Source organism: Flavobacterium sp. DW-iso2, assembly GCF_058725285.1.
Genome location: NZ_JBZXDY010000003.1, coordinates 241,241 through 257,398, shown reverse-complemented (window position 1 = coordinate 257,398; position 16,158 = coordinate 241,241). Strand labels below are relative to the sequence as shown.

The 16,158-nt window shown below is 33.6% G+C and carries 15 protein-coding genes; 6 read left to right on the top strand and 9 right to left on the bottom strand.

Annotated features, from left to right (window positions below):
• Positions 1 to 9: 9 nt before the first annotated feature.
• Positions 10 to 1,056, top strand: coding sequence for a thiamine-phosphate kinase (thiL, locus tag AC4PRO_RS03840; RefSeq protein ID WP_492116379.1), 1,047 nt, complete (start codon positions 10 to 12; stop codon positions 1,054 to 1,056).
• 58 nt (positions 1,057 to 1,114) lie between these two features.
• Here the strand turns inward: thiL and AC4PRO_RS03835 are convergent, their stop codons facing one another.
• The 5 genes from AC4PRO_RS03835 to AC4PRO_RS03815 form a co-directional block, all read right to left on the bottom strand.
• Positions 1,115 to 1,807, bottom strand: coding sequence for a response regulator (locus tag AC4PRO_RS03835; protein ID WP_074720671.1), 693 nt, complete (start codon positions 1,805 to 1,807; stop codon positions 1,115 to 1,117).
• A complete protein-coding gene (locus AC4PRO_RS03830; RefSeq protein ID WP_492116378.1) occupies positions 1,797 to 3,710 on the bottom strand; it encodes a tetratricopeptide repeat-containing sensor histidine kinase in 1,914 nt (637 codons plus the stop codon). Before AC4PRO_RS03830 ends, AC4PRO_RS03835 begins: the two co-directional genes overlap by 11 nt.
• A 261-nt stretch (positions 3,711 to 3,971) precedes the next feature.
• Complete coding sequence (locus AC4PRO_RS03825; RefSeq protein WP_492116377.1) at positions 3,972 to 4,250, bottom strand: 3-oxoacyl-ACP reductase; 279 nt, start codon at positions 4,248 to 4,250, stop codon at positions 3,972 to 3,974.
• Positions 4,251 to 4,432: 182 nt separating this feature from the next.
• On the bottom strand, positions 4,433 to 5,245 hold the full coding sequence (locus AC4PRO_RS03820) for a LytR/AlgR family response regulator transcription factor (RefSeq protein ID WP_492116376.1): 813 nt from the start codon (positions 5,243 to 5,245) through the stop codon (positions 4,433 to 4,435).
• Between the two features lie 344 nt (positions 5,246 to 5,589).
• Positions 5,590 to 7,131, bottom strand: a complete 1,542-nt coding sequence (locus AC4PRO_RS03815) for a glycine--tRNA ligase (protein WP_492116375.1) — start codon at positions 7,129 to 7,131, stop codon at positions 5,590 to 5,592.
• A gap of 157 nt (positions 7,132 to 7,288) precedes the next feature.
• Here AC4PRO_RS03815 and AC4PRO_RS03810 point away from each other — a divergent pair, with 157 nt between their 5' ends.
• Positions 7,289 to 7,909, top strand: a complete 621-nt coding sequence (locus tag AC4PRO_RS03810; protein ID WP_492116374.1) for a ComF family protein — start codon at positions 7,289 to 7,291, stop codon at positions 7,907 to 7,909.
• Positions 7,910 to 8,215: 306 nt separating this feature from the next.
• A complete protein-coding gene (locus AC4PRO_RS03805) occupies positions 8,216 to 8,824 on the top strand; it encodes a superoxide dismutase (RefSeq protein ID WP_492116373.1) in 609 nt (202 codons plus the stop codon).
• Positions 8,825 to 9,442: 618 nt separating this feature from the next.
• Here AC4PRO_RS03805 and AC4PRO_RS03800 read toward each other — a convergent pair.
• From AC4PRO_RS03800 to purN, 4 genes are all read right to left on the bottom strand, one after another.
• The gene (locus AC4PRO_RS03800; protein WP_074720657.1) at positions 9,443 to 11,341 is read right to left on the bottom strand and encodes an amidophosphoribosyltransferase; all 1,899 of its coding nucleotides are present in this window, start codon (positions 11,339 to 11,341) and stop codon (positions 9,443 to 9,445) included.
• A gap of 101 nt (positions 11,342 to 11,442) precedes the next feature.
• Positions 11,443 to 12,366, bottom strand: a complete 924-nt coding sequence (locus tag AC4PRO_RS03795; RefSeq protein ID WP_074720655.1) for a PfkB family carbohydrate kinase — start codon at positions 12,364 to 12,366, stop codon at positions 11,443 to 11,445.
• Positions 12,367 to 12,441: 75 nt separating this feature from the next.
• A complete protein-coding gene (rnhA, locus tag AC4PRO_RS03790) occupies positions 12,442 to 12,927 on the bottom strand; it encodes a ribonuclease HI (RefSeq protein WP_074720653.1) in 486 nt (161 codons plus the stop codon).
• 48 nt (positions 12,928 to 12,975) lie between these two features.
• Positions 12,976 to 13,536 carry a phosphoribosylglycinamide formyltransferase gene (purN, locus tag AC4PRO_RS03785; RefSeq protein ID WP_492116372.1) on the bottom strand — a complete coding sequence of 187 codons (561 nt, stop codon included), beginning with the start codon at positions 13,534 to 13,536 and terminating at the stop codon, positions 12,976 to 12,978.
• Positions 13,537 to 13,712: 176 nt separating this feature from the next.
• Between purN and AC4PRO_RS03780 the strand changes: the two genes are divergently transcribed.
• The 3 genes from AC4PRO_RS03780 (at position 13,713) to AC4PRO_RS03770 (ending at position 16,136) form a co-directional block, all read left to right on the top strand.
• Positions 13,713 to 13,949, top strand: coding sequence for an acyl carrier protein (locus AC4PRO_RS03780; protein WP_007137004.1), 237 nt, complete (start codon positions 13,713 to 13,715; stop codon positions 13,947 to 13,949).
• 187 nt (positions 13,950 to 14,136) lie between these two features.
• Positions 14,137 to 15,390 (top strand): beta-ketoacyl-ACP synthase II, encoded by a 1,254-nt coding sequence (fabF, locus tag AC4PRO_RS03775; protein ID WP_492116371.1) that lies wholly within the window; start codon positions 14,137 to 14,139, stop codon positions 15,388 to 15,390.
• Between the two features lie 5 nt (positions 15,391 to 15,395).
• Positions 15,396 to 16,136: a ribonuclease III family protein gene (locus AC4PRO_RS03770; protein ID WP_074720647.1), complete on the top strand. Its 741-nt coding sequence runs from the start codon at positions 15,396 to 15,398 to the stop codon at positions 16,134 to 16,136.
• Positions 16,137 to 16,158 lie beyond the last annotated feature (22 nt).

Sequence of the window (16,158 nt, the reverse complement as noted above, 5' to 3'; positions counted from 1 at the left end):
CTTAAAAATATGATTGAAGATAAAACCCCACAACGTACTAGTATTGCTCAATTAGGAGAATTCGCATTGATTGATCACCTAACAAAAAACTTTGAAATCATCCAACCTTCGACTTTAAAGGGAATTGGTGATGACGCTGCAGTGCTAGACTTTAAGGACAAGAAAGTCATTATTTCTACAGATATACTGGTAGAAGGCGTTCATTTTGATTTGGCCTATATGCCTTTGAAACATCTAGGTTATAAAGCGGTAACTACCAATATTTCTGATATTTGTGCGATGAATGCAAAGGCTACGCAAATTACAGTTTCAATTGCCGTTTCAAATCGTTTCCCATTGGAAGCACTAGACGAATTATTTGCTGGAATTACACATGCTTGTAATGAATATAAAGTAGATGTTATTGGTGGAGACACTACTTCATCACAAAAAGGATTAATCATCAGCATAACAGTTATTGGCGAAGCAGATGAAGCCGAGATTGTATATAGAAATGGCGCCAAACAAACTGACTTATTAGTGGTTACTGGCGACATTGGTGCAGCTTATATGGGACTACAAGTTTTAGAGCGTGAAAAGCAAGTTTTTCAAGTAAACCCAAATTCGCAACCTGATTTAGATGCTTATACTTATTTAATAGAGCGTCAACTGAAACCAGAAGCTAGAAAAGACGTTCGTACCTTATTGCATGCTTTGGAAATAAAACCAACAGCAATGATTGACATTTCAGATGGATTGTCATCGGAAATTATGCATTTATGCAAGCAGTCCAATGTAGGTTGTAATTTATACGAAGATAAATTACCACTGGACCCACAGTTGATTAATGTTTGTGAAGAATTCGACATCGATTCTACCACAGTAGCGATAAACGGTGGTGAAGATTATGAATTGCTTTTCACCATTGCGATGGAAGATTTTGATAAAATTAAAGGAAACCCTAACTTCTCTATCATTGGTCACATGACGCAGGAAAGCGAAGGAATACATCTAATCACGAGGGCGAATACTAAAATTCCTCTAAAAGCACGTGGCTGGGATGCTATGACTGAATAAAAAACAAAAACGGCATTTATAAATTTATAAATGCCGTTTTTTACTACTTGTCAGACCGTTAAAATAACAATCCTATGTTTCTTGCTTCGCGAACCAAATCGACATCACTTCCTTCAACTACTTTCAACAATTCTTTCAGATTCAACTTTCGTACTTCGATTGCATTTAAAGATATTGGAATATATTGCGGCATGTCTTTGGCTTTTGTTCCTTTAGACAAATGAAATAAAATTTGTTTGTCAAACAAATCAATTTCGATACTATGCTCTTGTGACTCTAACATTTTAATAACGCTTTGACTGTAATACGTTTCGTTTTTTATCACTTTATCGAAGGCAAATAATAGCTCATCAAATGTTAAGTCATTTTTTATAACTAATCCATGAGGATTAATATTCTTTATGATCGTTTTTATCTTTAAAAACTCAGTAAACATGGTAAGCAAGATAATTTTGCAATTTGGCATGAATTCTAAAATCAATTTTGCCAAATCTTCACCTGAATAAATAGCTTTATCCTCATAAGGCGGCATGCTAATGTCTAAAAAAGCAATATCAAAAACTACACTGTCAGGATTTGTAATTACATTGTAAGCTGATTCGCAGTCTTTGGCTTCAGTTATAAAAAACTCATATTTGTTAGGTTTATATCTTGTAATTGCATTCTTATACCCCTGTATGATAAAAGGGTGATCATCGACAATAAGTATATTACTTTTTACAGTCGTTGTAGCAGCTGATTCAATTGTCATTTTTTGTAGGTTTTAAACTTTGTTCTATTGGAATGATAATGGTAATGATTGTACCTTCATCTTTTTTTGAAGTAATATGAAATTCACCGTTGCACTCATTTATTCGAGTAAGCATATTTTGAATCCCAATTCCCTTCTTTTTTATTTTTGTATTGAATCCGACGCCATTATCACTGATCACAAGAGATAAATCGTCATCCTTCTTCTTCAATTCTATCCTAATAGTATTCGCATTGGCATATTTATTAATATTCTGAAGCGATTCCTGCATGATACGGTATAAATTGATCTTGACAGAATTCTCTATCAATTCCCATTTTATAGTCCTGTCAATATTTGAAATTAATTTAGAAGGAAACGTTTTCCTTTGTTCTTCAAAAAGATTGTCGACGATGGCAACGAAGTTATTAATTAATTCTGATTTTTCCTTGTTTAAATCATGTGAAATTTCACGAATATCTTGTTCTATATTCTTTAATTCATTTAAATAACTACTCCGTTGATTGATAGCCATTTCGTCCTGAAATCCATTTAAGCCGTCTAAATTCATACGAATACCAAACATCCTCCCTAAAACACCGTCATGTAATTCTTGAGCTACTCTTTTTTTCTCTTCAACTCTACTGGATTCTATGCTGTTTTGCTGAGATATCATTAAATTATAAATATCCTCATTCGCTTTTTGCTGCTGCTGCTTGTATAAAAGAACTCTGTTTCGAGTTTTTTGGTCTTTGATAATATACAGAAATAGACCTAAGATCGTTACAAAACTAAAAATATACACTAAATTCCTATTTTGAAGTTCTAAACTCGAGTTTTGTCCTTTAATTTCATCCGTTTCATATTCAATGCGAGAGAACTTCTCACCCATTTTACGCTCTTCTTTTTGTAATTCTTCATTAATACGGATATATTCTTTATTATAGACCGCTGCCTTTTTGGGTTCAATAATTGACAATTGCTTTAAAGCTACTAAAATATCCCTTGGATTATTATTACTCCTAGATAATAATAATGCTTTTTTGGAATATAGGATTGCCTTTGTAGTATCTCCTTCAGAAACAAAATATTCCGCTAAATGGATTTTACTAATAAAAATTCCTGAGGATAATTTCAAACTATCTTTCAACTTTAGTGATTGAAAAAAAAGTTCAGGTAGCCCCGTTTTTTCTTTTAATTTAAATTTAGCATAGGCCAAATTATCTAAAAGAAGCGCATAAACAAAAGGCTTTTGGATAATAAGATTTTTTTGCTCTAATCCCCTTTTAAAATAATTTTTAGCAAGTTCGTATTTTTTGGCATCCAAATATAAAAATCCAATGTTATTGTAAGAAGTAGCTTTCGACTGAAACTCTTCAGGTATTATTTCGCCATCAATCACTGATAATGCCTTATTATTATATTCAAGCGCTCTATCAAAATCCCCAAGTTCGTTATAAGAAACTCCAAGAAGATTATATGCATCATAATATATTCCATTAACACCTTTTTCTCCTTTAATTATTCGCAACACATTGTAAACCGATTTTTCAGATCCTAAAAAATCTCCAGAATTAAATTGTAAAGATGCTTTACTTATTAGAATTTTCGCGAGGTTAATATTATTTCCTTGCTTTTTATACATCTTTTCTACTTTGTAGTAAAATAAATATGCGCTATCCAAAACTCCTTGAGAGTCGTAATAATCTCCTAAATAGCTGTAGGCTTTCGCAATACTTACACTATCTCTGGCTCTTTCTGATTTATCCAAAACAAACTGTACCGTTTTACTATAATCTTTGTGGTCATTTATGTTATAGTACCGATTTGCAACTTTAAATAAATTCACTCTCGTAAGCGAATCATTTTCTTCGCTCACCACTATATCAAAAGCTTTTTGGACGTTTTCTCTTCTTTTCTCCACACTAAGACTTAAATCGTTGGCCAAGGAAAAATAAACAGAAAGACTATCTTTAGATGAATTAATGATATTGGTATCCGAATTCTTCTTGGCACACCCAAAAAAAATAAACAGAAAAAATAGTACTGCACTTATAAAACGATTATTTTTCAATATAGTTGCTCTCTAATTTTACCAAAAATAATAAAATAAAACTATTAGCATAAAAAAAGGCTGTCAAAAAATTGACAGCCAAAATATTATAACAGATATTTATTAAAAGAATCAGTCTAATTTCATATTATGACCCGTAGCCTGACCTCCTACGATATCCAATTTCATATTATGACCCGTAGCTTGACCTCCTACGATATCTAATTTCATATTATGACCGGTAGCTTGACCCCCTACAATATCTAATTTCATATTATGACCCGTAGCTTGACCTCCTACGATATCCATTTCTTCATTACTGCCAATGATATTATTTGTCTCAGGTGTAGTAAAAGATGTTAAAGTCATCACTAAAGAGAAAAGTCCGATTGTTAAGATAGATTTTTTCATGATTTGGGGATTTTTTTGTTATTGTTTTGTTTTAAAGCTCCTGTAATAAATTGATTTATAAGTTATTACAATGTAAAAGTACACAAGGGCTTTCTGTTTTTATTACAAAAAAAAGAGTATATTGTAGAGTACCGTTGTTTGATAGTGAGTGACAACCAAATCGTGGTGAATGGCAGTTTTTTTTAAATTTCTAAATAGTTTCCGCTAGAAATTTCAGAGATTATAAGGTCAATATTGACCCTATACGATTTCGAAAAAGGAATTTTCGTTGTCTTGTTTTTAATATAACAAACTGCATTTCCGGTGTGGATTCTAGAAATGTACCGCGAGTTAACAATATAGCTATTATGAATTCGTGCAAATGGGTAAGACAATATGGCTTCAAAATGTTTTAATGTCTTAAAAGCAGTAATCATTTCGCCTCCAGTCAAGTGGATATCTGTAGAATTATTATCCGCTTGCAAGTAACAAATATCTCTAGAGTCAATATATCTGTGATCACCATACGATTTGATGCACAATACTAGAGGTAATTTACTAATGAGAGCGTCATGTTTCATTACAAAAATAGCTTTATCATCAAGAGTAGCTGGCTCTGCAAAAAAAAGCGCTCGATCAGCTTTCAATTTATTTAACTTTAATATTGACTTTATAAAATCGATACGAGCCACAGGCTTTAAGATATAACCTATAACATCATATTGGATTGCTTCGTAAGCTAAATCCTTCTTGGAAGTGGTAATAATAATTTTAGGGATTACTTTCAGATACCGGTGCAATTCATCGATAAACATCAACGACAACTTACTTTCTTTATCATAAGGATCAATTTCGAGAAAAATCAATTGGGGAATATGTTCTAATATAAGATTTAGACCTTCTTCATAACTATTTGCCGAAGCTACGAAGTCAAGCTTCGAAAAACGATCAGCCATGGCTTTTGTTTTCAAAACACTTTCTTGATCATCGTCAATAATAATGTACGAATAGTTCATTTATAGCAGTTCCTAAATTGTTAGGCTTATTAATTAGATGCTTACAGCAGCTACTACGTCAAAAAAAATAAAATCTATGGTAGTTTGGGGAAACTAAGTAAATAAAAATTAATTAATTAGTTCCTGTTATTTAACAAAATAAAATTACATGTTTCAGTACGCATTAGAGCATGATGCTAATAAGCTGTTCGTATACGCTTACAAAACACGACGAAATGCAAATAAATCCGATAAAAAACGTGTTTTCGTGACTCGTAATAAACCTCTTTATTAATGTAATATACATTTAAAAACAAAAGGCTTTCCGAATCGGAAAGCCTTTTTATACACTATAAAGCAGGTTGTTACATTTTCATCAACCAATTTTTCATCGACACTTCATTTTCGATAATCGAATTCAAGTCCGAAATTTTAACTCGATCTTGTTTCATCGTATCGCGATGACGAATCGTTACGGTTTGATCTTCTATCGTTTGATGGTCCACTGTAATACAAAATGGAGTTCCTAAAGCATCTTGTCTTCTATATCGACGACCTACCGCATCTTTCTCATCGTATCCTACATTGAAATCCCATTTTAAGTCTTCAACAATTTTATGCGCTATTTCGGGTAAACCATCTTTTTTAACCAATGGTAAAACTACTGCTTTCGTAGGCGCAAGTACTGACGGTAATTTCAAGACTGTTCGTGTTGAACCATCTTCTAAAGTTTCTTCTTTTAAAGAAGTTGCAAAAACAGCCAAGAACATTCTGTCTAAGCCTACCGATGTTTCCACTACATAAGGAACATAATTCTGATTCAATTCAGCATCAAAATATTGTAATTTTCTACCTGAGAATTTCTCGTGTGCTTTTAAATCGAAATCCGTACGAGAATGAATTCCCTCTAATTCTTTGAATCCAAAAGGGAAATTAAATTCTATATCAGCAGCAGCATTAGCATAATGAGCTAGTTTTTCGTGGTCATGGAAACGGTAATTTTCTTTCCCTAAACCTAGAGACAAATGCCATTTCAATCGCGCTTCTTTCCAGAATTCATAATGTTTCATTTCATCTCCTGGACGAACAAAAAATTGCATTTCCATTTGTTCAAATTCACGCATACGGAAGATAAACTGTCTCGCTACGATTTCATTTCTAAAAGCTTTTCCTGTTTGAGCAATTCCAAAAGGAACTTTCATTCTTCCTGATTTTTGCACATTTAGAAAATTGACAAAAATACCTTGAGCAGTTTCAGGACGCAAATACAAATCCATTGCAGTATCTGCTGATGCTCCTAATTTTGTTCCAAACATTAGATTAAACTGTCTTACCTCTGTCCAATTACGAGAACCGGTTTCAGGACAAGCTATTTCTAACTCTTCAATTAATGCTTTTACATCCTCTAAATCTTCATTTCCTAATGAACGCCCTAAACGCTCCAGGATTTCTCTTTCTCTAGCTTTATATTCCATCACCCTAGGATTTGTAGTTACAAATTCCTGTTCATTGAAAGCATCACCAAAACGAGTTTTTGCTTTTTCGACTTCTTTGATTGCTTTAATATTAAGCTTTTCAGCATAATCTTCAATCAGAACATCGGCTCTATATCTTCTTTTAGAATCTTTATTGTCAATTAACGGATCATTAAAGGCATCTACGTGGCCAGAAGCTTTCCAGGTTGTCGGATGCATTAATATTGAGGCATCAAGACCTACAATATTATCATTCAACTGAACCATTGCTTTCCACCAATATTCGCGGATGTTCTTTTTTAACTCTACTCCGTTTTGCGCATAATCATAAACTGCACTTAAACCATCGTATATTTCGCTTGACGGAAAAATAAATCCGTACTCTTTTGCATGCGAAATTACATTCTTAAATATGTCTTCTTGTTTTGCCATACTGCAAAAATATAAAAAGTGAACTTAAAAAAAGAAAAATAGCTGAAGTTTGAAGCATTCATTTTCATATTTTTATAAATAAATTAGCAATTAAATGTTTAAATATCTTCTAAATCTATTCTTCCCTCCCGTATGCAGTGGATGTAACTCGTTTTTAATGACAAATGAAAAAGTAATATGTACGCTTTGTAGACATCATATTCCTTTAACAAACCATCATTTAACTCCTGAAAATGAAGCTTTCAAAAAATTTTATGGCCGAATTCCATTAGAATATGCCTCTGCCTTTCTTTATTTCCATAAGAAAGGAATCGTACAAGAACTGATTCATAAATTAAAATACAAAGGCCATGAAGAAATAGGAACAGTTTTAGGATACTGGTATGTCGGCGATTTAAAAGAAAGCAGCATCCTAAAAACAGCAGATGTCATCATCCCAGTTCCTTTGCATAAGCGGAAATTTAAAGAAAGAGGCTATAATCAGGTAACCACTTTTGGATTGGCACTTTCAGAGCAACTCAATATACCTTACAATCATGACTTATTGTTTCGAAGAGTTTATTCTAAAACACAATCGAAAAAAAATCTGTTGGGTCGAACCGAAGGAATTGATACTGTTTTTGATGTTTCATTCAATGAAAAAGATCACGACAAACACTATCTCCTTATTGACGATGTTATCACCACTGGAGCTACATTAGAGGCGTGTTCCAGATCATTATTGAAAATTCCAGGTGCAAGAATTAGTATTGTATGTATGGCGATGGCACAATCCTAATGTTCTGAATTTAATCGAATGCTTGAATCCGTTACGACAAATTATCATTCACAGATTAATTAAACTAAAAATTAATCTGTTTCCAAACGAAGAAATATACGAGTTATCATTGGACCGAAACAACCTTTTTACACCATTCTCATTTTAACATGGCAGGCATTTCAATCTGCTTAAAGACTGATAATCATCGAAAAAAATGACACTATCAATTAAATAAATGTTATAATAGGTAAATAGAATTTCCAATTACAAAGTTAAATGTTTAAATTTGAATAAAATTTTTATAAATCATTAAACAAATATATCATGGCTTTTGAATTACCTCAATTACCTTATGCGTATGACGCATTAGAACCTTATATCGATGCACGTACAATGGAAATTCATCATTCGAAGCATCATAACGCTTATACTACCAATCTTAATGCAGCAATCGCAGGTACAGATATGGAAGGTAAGACTATCGAAAACATCTTGATTAACCTCGATATGAAAAATGCTGCCGTTCGTAACAATGGTGGAGGATTTTACAACCACGATCTTTATTGGAATGTAATGACTCCAAATGGAGGCGGACTTCCAAATGGAGATTTACTTACTGCGATTGAAGCGGCTTTTGGTTCTTTTGAAGAATTTAAAGCAAAATTCAGCAAAGCGGGAGCGACTCAGTTTGGTTCAGGTTGGGCTTGGCTATGTGTTCATAAAGGTGGTAAACTAGATGTTTGTGGAACACCTAATCAAGACAATCCACTAATGCCTGGAGTAGGATGTGGTGGAACTCCAATCTTAGGAATGGACGTGTGGGAACATGCTTATTATTTGCATTACCAAAACAGAAGACCTGATTATATTGAAGCTTTCTTTAATGTAATTAACTGGACAGAAGTATCTCGAAGATTTGCATCTGAAAAATAATAAAAAGGTTAGAAGTCAGGATCTACGAATCGCGTAACTGGCTTTAATTAACTTTAGAAATAAAAAAGTCGTATGAACTATATAGTTGATACGACTTTTTTTATGGCTTTTTTACCGCTGCTCTCTAACTTACTATCTCTTGACTTTATTCCAATAAAAAAGGTGGAATCTCTTCCACCCTTTTTGCCCCAAATCTACCATAAACTTAACCTACTAATTTTATGGTGATATAAATTTAAGTCAAAAAAATGCTGTCTGCAACTTTTTAAGACGAACAACATATTAAAACGATAAACTACTGATTAATAAGTTTTAACCTCAATTTTAAAAAGAACAACATCCTAAATAGTTAACATTTTGAAATGTCTAAGCCAAAACATATAAATCCTGTTATTCTAAATAAAAAAGCAGTTACTTTCCATTTCTGAAATTAACTGCTTTTTTATCTCAATTCTACTCCAATAAAAAAGGTGGAATTACTTCCACCTTTTTTGCCCCAAATCTACCATAAACTTAACCTACTAATTTTATGGTGAGCCAAATCTAACCCAAATGAAATATTCTGGCAAAAATTTTAGATGAATAACTTATAAAAACGTTTAACTACACTTAATGAAATTAATACGCTCTAGCATCTTTTCCTTCATAGAAATTCATAAAAGCTTTATTCACTACTCGGTTACCACCTGGAGTAGGGTAATCGCCTGTAAAGTACCAATCTCCAAGGTTTTTTGGACAAGCAATATGTAAATCTTCAACTGTTTGAAATATAATTTTCACTTCAGCCTTGATCTCCGCAGAACTTAACATTTCTGCAATTTTATCTGAAACTTCTTGCGGCTGGAATGGTTCATAAATAGCCGTAACGTAATTTACTACGTCATGGTCTTTAAAATTTTCCTGCGCTTTACATTTTAAATAGACTTCATCTACAATATGATGTAAGTTTCTCTCTTTAAGTAATTCTAAAGCTGCTTTAAAAGCTACTAAACCTTCTAGTTTAGCCATATCGATACCGTAACAATCCGGATATCTTATTTGTGGTGCAGAGGAAACGACAACAATACTTTTTGGATTCAAACGATCCATCATTTTGATGATACTCATTTTTAACGTTGTTCCTCTTACGATACTATCATCAATAATTACTAAATTATCTGTTGGTTTAATAACGCCATAGGTCACATCATAAACATGGGCAACTAGATCATCTCTACTACTGTCTTCAGTAATAAACGTTCGTAATTTAGCGTCTTTAATCGCTACTTTCTCAGTACGAATCTTTACTGAAAGTAGCTCTTCTAAAGAATCCTTAGTTAATTTATCTCTATTTTCAAGAATGTAATTTTTCTTTCTTTGATTTAAAAAATCCTGAGCGGCTTCTACTAAACCATAAAATGACGTTTCCGCCGTATTTGGTATATAGGAAAAGACAGTATTATCAGTATCTTGATCAATTGCTTCAAGAACTGCAGGTAATATCAACCTTCCTAAAGTTTTTCTTTCTTGATATATTTCGGCATCGCTTCCTCTTGAGAAATAGATTCTTTCAAAAGAACAGGCTTTCTTCACTGTTGGAGGAAGAATTTCTTCCATAGAAACAGTCCCATTTTTTTTGATTATTAATGCTTTTCCAGGATCTATTTCATGTACTGCTTCAAAAGGGACATTAAAAACAGTTTGAATAACTGGTCTTTCTGAAGCGACAACAACTACTTCATCATCCTGATAAAAATACGCTGGACGAATTCCTGCCGGATCTCTAAAAACAAAAGCATCACCATGACCCAAAAGTCCCGCCATAGCATATCCTCCATCTAAATTTTTAGAGGCCCTAGTCAATATTTTAGCAACATCTAATTTTTCTGCAATAACTGGAGACGCCTCTCTTTTTGACAAGCCATTGTTTTTGCACTCTTGATACAAATCAGTAACTTCATCATCCAAAAAATGACCTATTTTCTCCATTACAGTAACCGTATCTGCCATCTCTTTTGGATGTTGACCTAATTCAACCAGACTTTGAAAAAGCTCCTTTACATTAGTCATATTGAAATTCCCGGCTAATATCAGGTTTCTATGCATCCAATTGTTCTGACGCAAGAAAGGATGAACACTCTCGATACTATTTTTCCCAAATGTTCCATAACGAACGTGTCCTAAAAACAATTCGCCTATGTATGGAATATTTGCTTTTTGAAGCGCCACATTATCAGCATATTCAGGATGCGCAGCCATTTCTTCGTTTACTCTATCGTTTATTTGAGCAAAAACATCTTGAATGGGTTGAGCATGATTGGATCGCACTCGGCTAATATATCTTTCTCCTGGTTCCACATCAAGTTTAACACTGGCAAAACCAGCACCATCTTGTCCACGGTTGTGTTGCTTTTCCATTAGGAGATACATTTTCTGTATTCCGTAGAAAGCAGTCCCGTATTTCTCTTTATAAAATTCAAGCGGTTTAAGTAGTCTAACTAAGGCTATCCCACATTCATGTTGTAAAGCATCGCTCATCGTATTGTAGTTTGTTGTGTTGTTGTTTCCTAAAATAAATTCTTACAAATAGCATCTGGGACTATTAATCAAAAAAGCCCCGTTTCCGAGGCTTTATGGCATTATAATTCTATATCAAATTGTGTTAAAGATTTGAATTGTTTCAATCTTGACACTACTTCATTCTTTTCCAAGTCAATCATTCTTTCTGTTCCAAATTTCTCTACACAAAAAGAAGCTAAATTTGAGCCATAAATAATGGCGTTTTTCATGTTTTCGAATGACACGTTTTCACTCTGTGTAATAAATCCGGCAAATCCACCTGCAAAAGTATCTCCCGCTCCTGTTGGATCAAAAACTTCTTCTAATGGTAAAGCTGGCGCAAAGAAAACCTGAAGATCATGAAACAATAACGCACCATGTTCTCCTTTTTTAATTACAACATATTTAGGCCCCATAGACTGAATTTTGGCTGCAGCCTTAACAAGAGAGTATTCTCCCGAAAGTTGTCTTGCCTCCTCATCATTAATCGTAATTACGTCAACACGTTTCATCACCTCAAGCAATTCCGGTAATGCACAATCCATCCAAAAATTCATAGTATCTAAAACTACTAATTTTGGCTTGGTTTCCATTTGGTCTAAAACACTGCTTTGTACTAATGGATGCAAGTTTCCTAGCATTACAACATCAGCATTTTTATAGTTCTCTGGAACTTTAGGCTGGAAATCAGCTAAAACATTCAATTGTGTATCTAAAGTATCTCTTGAGTTTAAATCGTTATGGTAACGACCACTCCAAAAGAAGGTTTTTCCGCCTTTAACTACTTCAAGACCAGAAATATCAATATTCCTCTCCAATAGTAAATCCAAATATTCTTGTGGAAAATCATCTCCAACTACAGAAACTATAGCCGATTGCAAATTAAAAAAAGAAGCCGAAAGTCCTATATAAGTACCTGCTCCACCTAAAATTTTATCTGTTTTGCCAAAGGGAGTTTCAATTGCGTCGAAAGCAACGGTTCCAACAATCAATAATTTGTTCATTTTTTGAGTTTCGAATTAAGGCGCAAAGATAGTTCATAAGTTACAATATTGCAAAGTTTCAAACTCGCAAAATTTTCATAAAACTTTTCCCTCTTCCTTCTCATAAAAAGCATCTATTGACAAGGGAGTGCTTTGGGTAGCCATAACAGCAAGGGCATCACAACGTTCATTCTGCGGATGATTATTATGCCCTTTTATCCACTTAAAATCAACTTGGTGTTTTCGATAAATAATCAACAGCCGTTTCCATAAATCAGAATTTTTTCGATCTAAAAATCTTTTTTTCTCCCAACCAAAAACCCATTTCTTCAGTACTGAATCCACAACATACTTCGAGTCAGAAACAACAAGCACTTTTGTATTTGGATTTTTTAATTTTTCAAGACCTACTATCACCGCTAACAGCTCCATTCTATTATTAGTCGTTAGCCTAAACCCTTCAAAAAATTCCTTTCTATAGGTTTTACCGTCTTTCACACTTTCCATAACAACGCCATAGCCACCTTTTCCAGGATTTCCTTTGGCAGCACCATCTGTATATATATGTACATCGTAATTCATTATAGTTAAAATAGATTTGTGCAATATTAGAAATGAATCTTCAAATAGTTATCCCAATAAGCCAGCGATGACCTGAGGGAAAAATTCCTGCTCTAATTCATGAATTTTTTCAGCCACGTCTTCTGGCGCTTCATTTCCAGTTAAGAGTACCTTTTTTTGAAAAATAATCCCTCCTTCATCATAATGTTCATTCACATAATGAATGGTAATACCGGTTTCTTTTTCCCTATTCTCTACAATTGCTTTATGCACATTCATTCCATACATTCCTTTGCCCCCATATTTGGGCAGTAATGCGGGGTGTATATTTATAATTTTATTGGGATAGGCAGCGATAATATTTTGAGGAAATTTCAACAAAAACCCAGCAAGAACAATCAAATCTGGTTCAATTGCATTTAATACCCGTAGTACTTTACTTTCAAACAGTTCTTCTTTCGAAAAAACCTCTGTTGGTATTTGATTATTTTTTGCTCGTTCAATTACCTTGGCACTTGCATTGTTTGTAAAAACTGCAACCACCGTTCCGGTTTCACTAGAAGCAAAATACTTTATAATATTTTCAGCATTAGTACCCGATCCAGAAGCAAAAACAACTATTTTTTTCATGATCAACCTCATTTTAATTACGCAAAAAACGGGATAAAAATTGAAAATAAATAACATTAGGAAGTCTTTGTTAAAATTTATTTTATAATTTAGTTGATACATTTATCAACTTATTCGTTGTTTTAAAATAAAGTTTTTTATTTTTGCCAACAAATTAAATTCTAAAATTAAAGATTATGTCAGACATTGCATCAAGAGTAAAAGCGATTATCGTAGACAAATTAGGTGTTGACGAAAACGAAGTTGTAACAGAAGCAAGCTTCACTAATGATTTAGGGGCTGATTCATTAGACACTGTTGAGCTTATTATGGAATTCGAAAAAGAATTTGACATTCAAATTCCAGATGATCAAGCAGAAAACATTGCTACTGTAGGTCAAGCTATTTCTTATATCGAAGAAGCTAAAAAATAATAATTTAAACACCCGCTTACTTACATGCATGCGGGTGTTATTATTTTTTTTAAATTTAAATTCAAGATTGATTTTAAATATTCAATCAAAAAAATATTTATTGTAATACCCATGGCTCTTTTGTAATATTAATACAGTGAAGAAAGCATGGGTTTTATTTGTTTAAAGATAACAAAATATAAAAGTTATGGTATTAAGGCGAGTTGTTGTGACAGGTTTAGGTGCTCTTACTCCTATTGGAAATAATGTTAAAGAATATTGGAATGCTCTTATTAACGGTGTTAGTGGAGCCGCCCCAATAACTTATTTTGATCCTACTAAATTTAGAACACATTTTGCATGCGAACTAAAAAACTTTAATGCTGAAGATTTTTTAGATAGAAAGGAAGCCAGAAAAATGGACCGCTATGCACAATATGCTATGGTTGCTTCAGAAGAAGCAGTAACTGATGCCGGTTTCGATTTTGAGAAACTGGATAAAGACAGAGCAGGAGTGATTTGGGGATCAGGCATCGGTGGATTGGAAACTTTCCAAATAGAAATGTTGAACTTTGCTGCTGGTGACGGTACGCCAAAATTCAATCCTTTCTTTATTCCAAAAATGATTTCAGATATTGCTTGTGGTCATATTTCAATAAAATACGGCTTTAGAGGCCCTAATTTCGCTACCGTATCCGCTTGTGCTTCTTCTACAAATGCAATTATTGACGCATTCAATTATATTAGATTAGGACATGCAGACGTAATGGTAACTGGAGGTTCTGAAGCTGCGGTAACAATAGCAGGTATGGGTGGATTTAATGCCATGCACGCACTATCTACACGAAATGATGATCCAAAAACAGCTTCCAGACCAATGGACAAGGACAGAGATGGCTTTGTTTTAGGGGAAGGTGCAGGAGCATTAATTCTTGAAGAGTATGAACACGCAATCGCTCGTGGCGCAACTATCTACTGCGAGATTGGTGGTGGTGGTATGTCTGCTGATGCGTATCATATTACAGCACCGCACCCTGATGGTTTAGGAGCTAAAAACGTAATGATAAACTGCCTAAGAGACGCAGGGTTAAAACCAACAGATGTTGATGGTGTTAACATGCACGGTACTTCAACTCCGCTGGGAGATTTAGCGGAATCTAAAGCAATCACACATGTTTTTGGCGAACATGCTTACACAATGAATTTAAATTCAACAAAATCCATGACAGGTCATCTTTTAGGCGCTGCTGGGGCTGTTGAAACTATATCCTCAATTCTTTCTATGAAACACGGAATAGTACCTCCAACAATAAATCATTTTACGGATGATGAAAATATTGACCCTAAACTGAACTTCACTTTTAATGTTGCACAAAAAAGAGAAATGAATGTTGTGATGAGCAATACGTTTGGTTTTGGTGGACACAACGCTTGTGTGTTAGTTAAAAAATTAGACTTCTAATTTAAATGAGTATACTAAAAAAAATATTTACAAAATCCCGTTCTCTAGAAGACGGGATTTTTTTTGGTTCTATACAAGTCATTTTAGGTTTTCCTCCAAAAAATCTAGACAACTATAAAAAGGCGTTCACACATCGTTCTTCAAATAAACTTAATTCAGACGGGGTTCCTGTCAATTACGAGCGCTTAGAATTTCTAGGAGATGCCATGTTAAGCTCCGTAATTGCAGCGCATTTATTTAATAAAGCACCACTTGGAGACGAAGGCTACCTTACTAAAATGCGTTCTAAAATTGTTAGTAGAGAACACTTAAATGAATTAGGAAAAGATTTAAATCTAATTCGGTTTATCGAAAGTAAAGTTCCAGTACATCATTTTGGAGAAAACATCCACGGAAACATCTTTGAATCGTTAGTAGGTGCAATTTACCTAGACAGAGGCTATAGCTACTGTGAAAAATTCATTCAGAAAAGAGTGATCATTCCTTATGTGGACATTTCCAGATTAGAAGGAAAAGTAATTAGCTACAAAAGTCTTGTTATCGAATGGTGTCAAAAAGAGAAAAAAATATTTCATTATGATATCTATGAAGACAACGGAATAGACGGAACACGCTTCTTCGGGGTAAAATTAAGTATAGACGGTAAAGTAATTGCAAAGGCAAGAGCTACTTCAAAAAAGAAAGCAGAAGAAAAAGCATCTCAGCGTACCTATTTTGCATTACAGGAAAAAATGGATAAAAAATAAAATCTATTTACATAAAGCTATA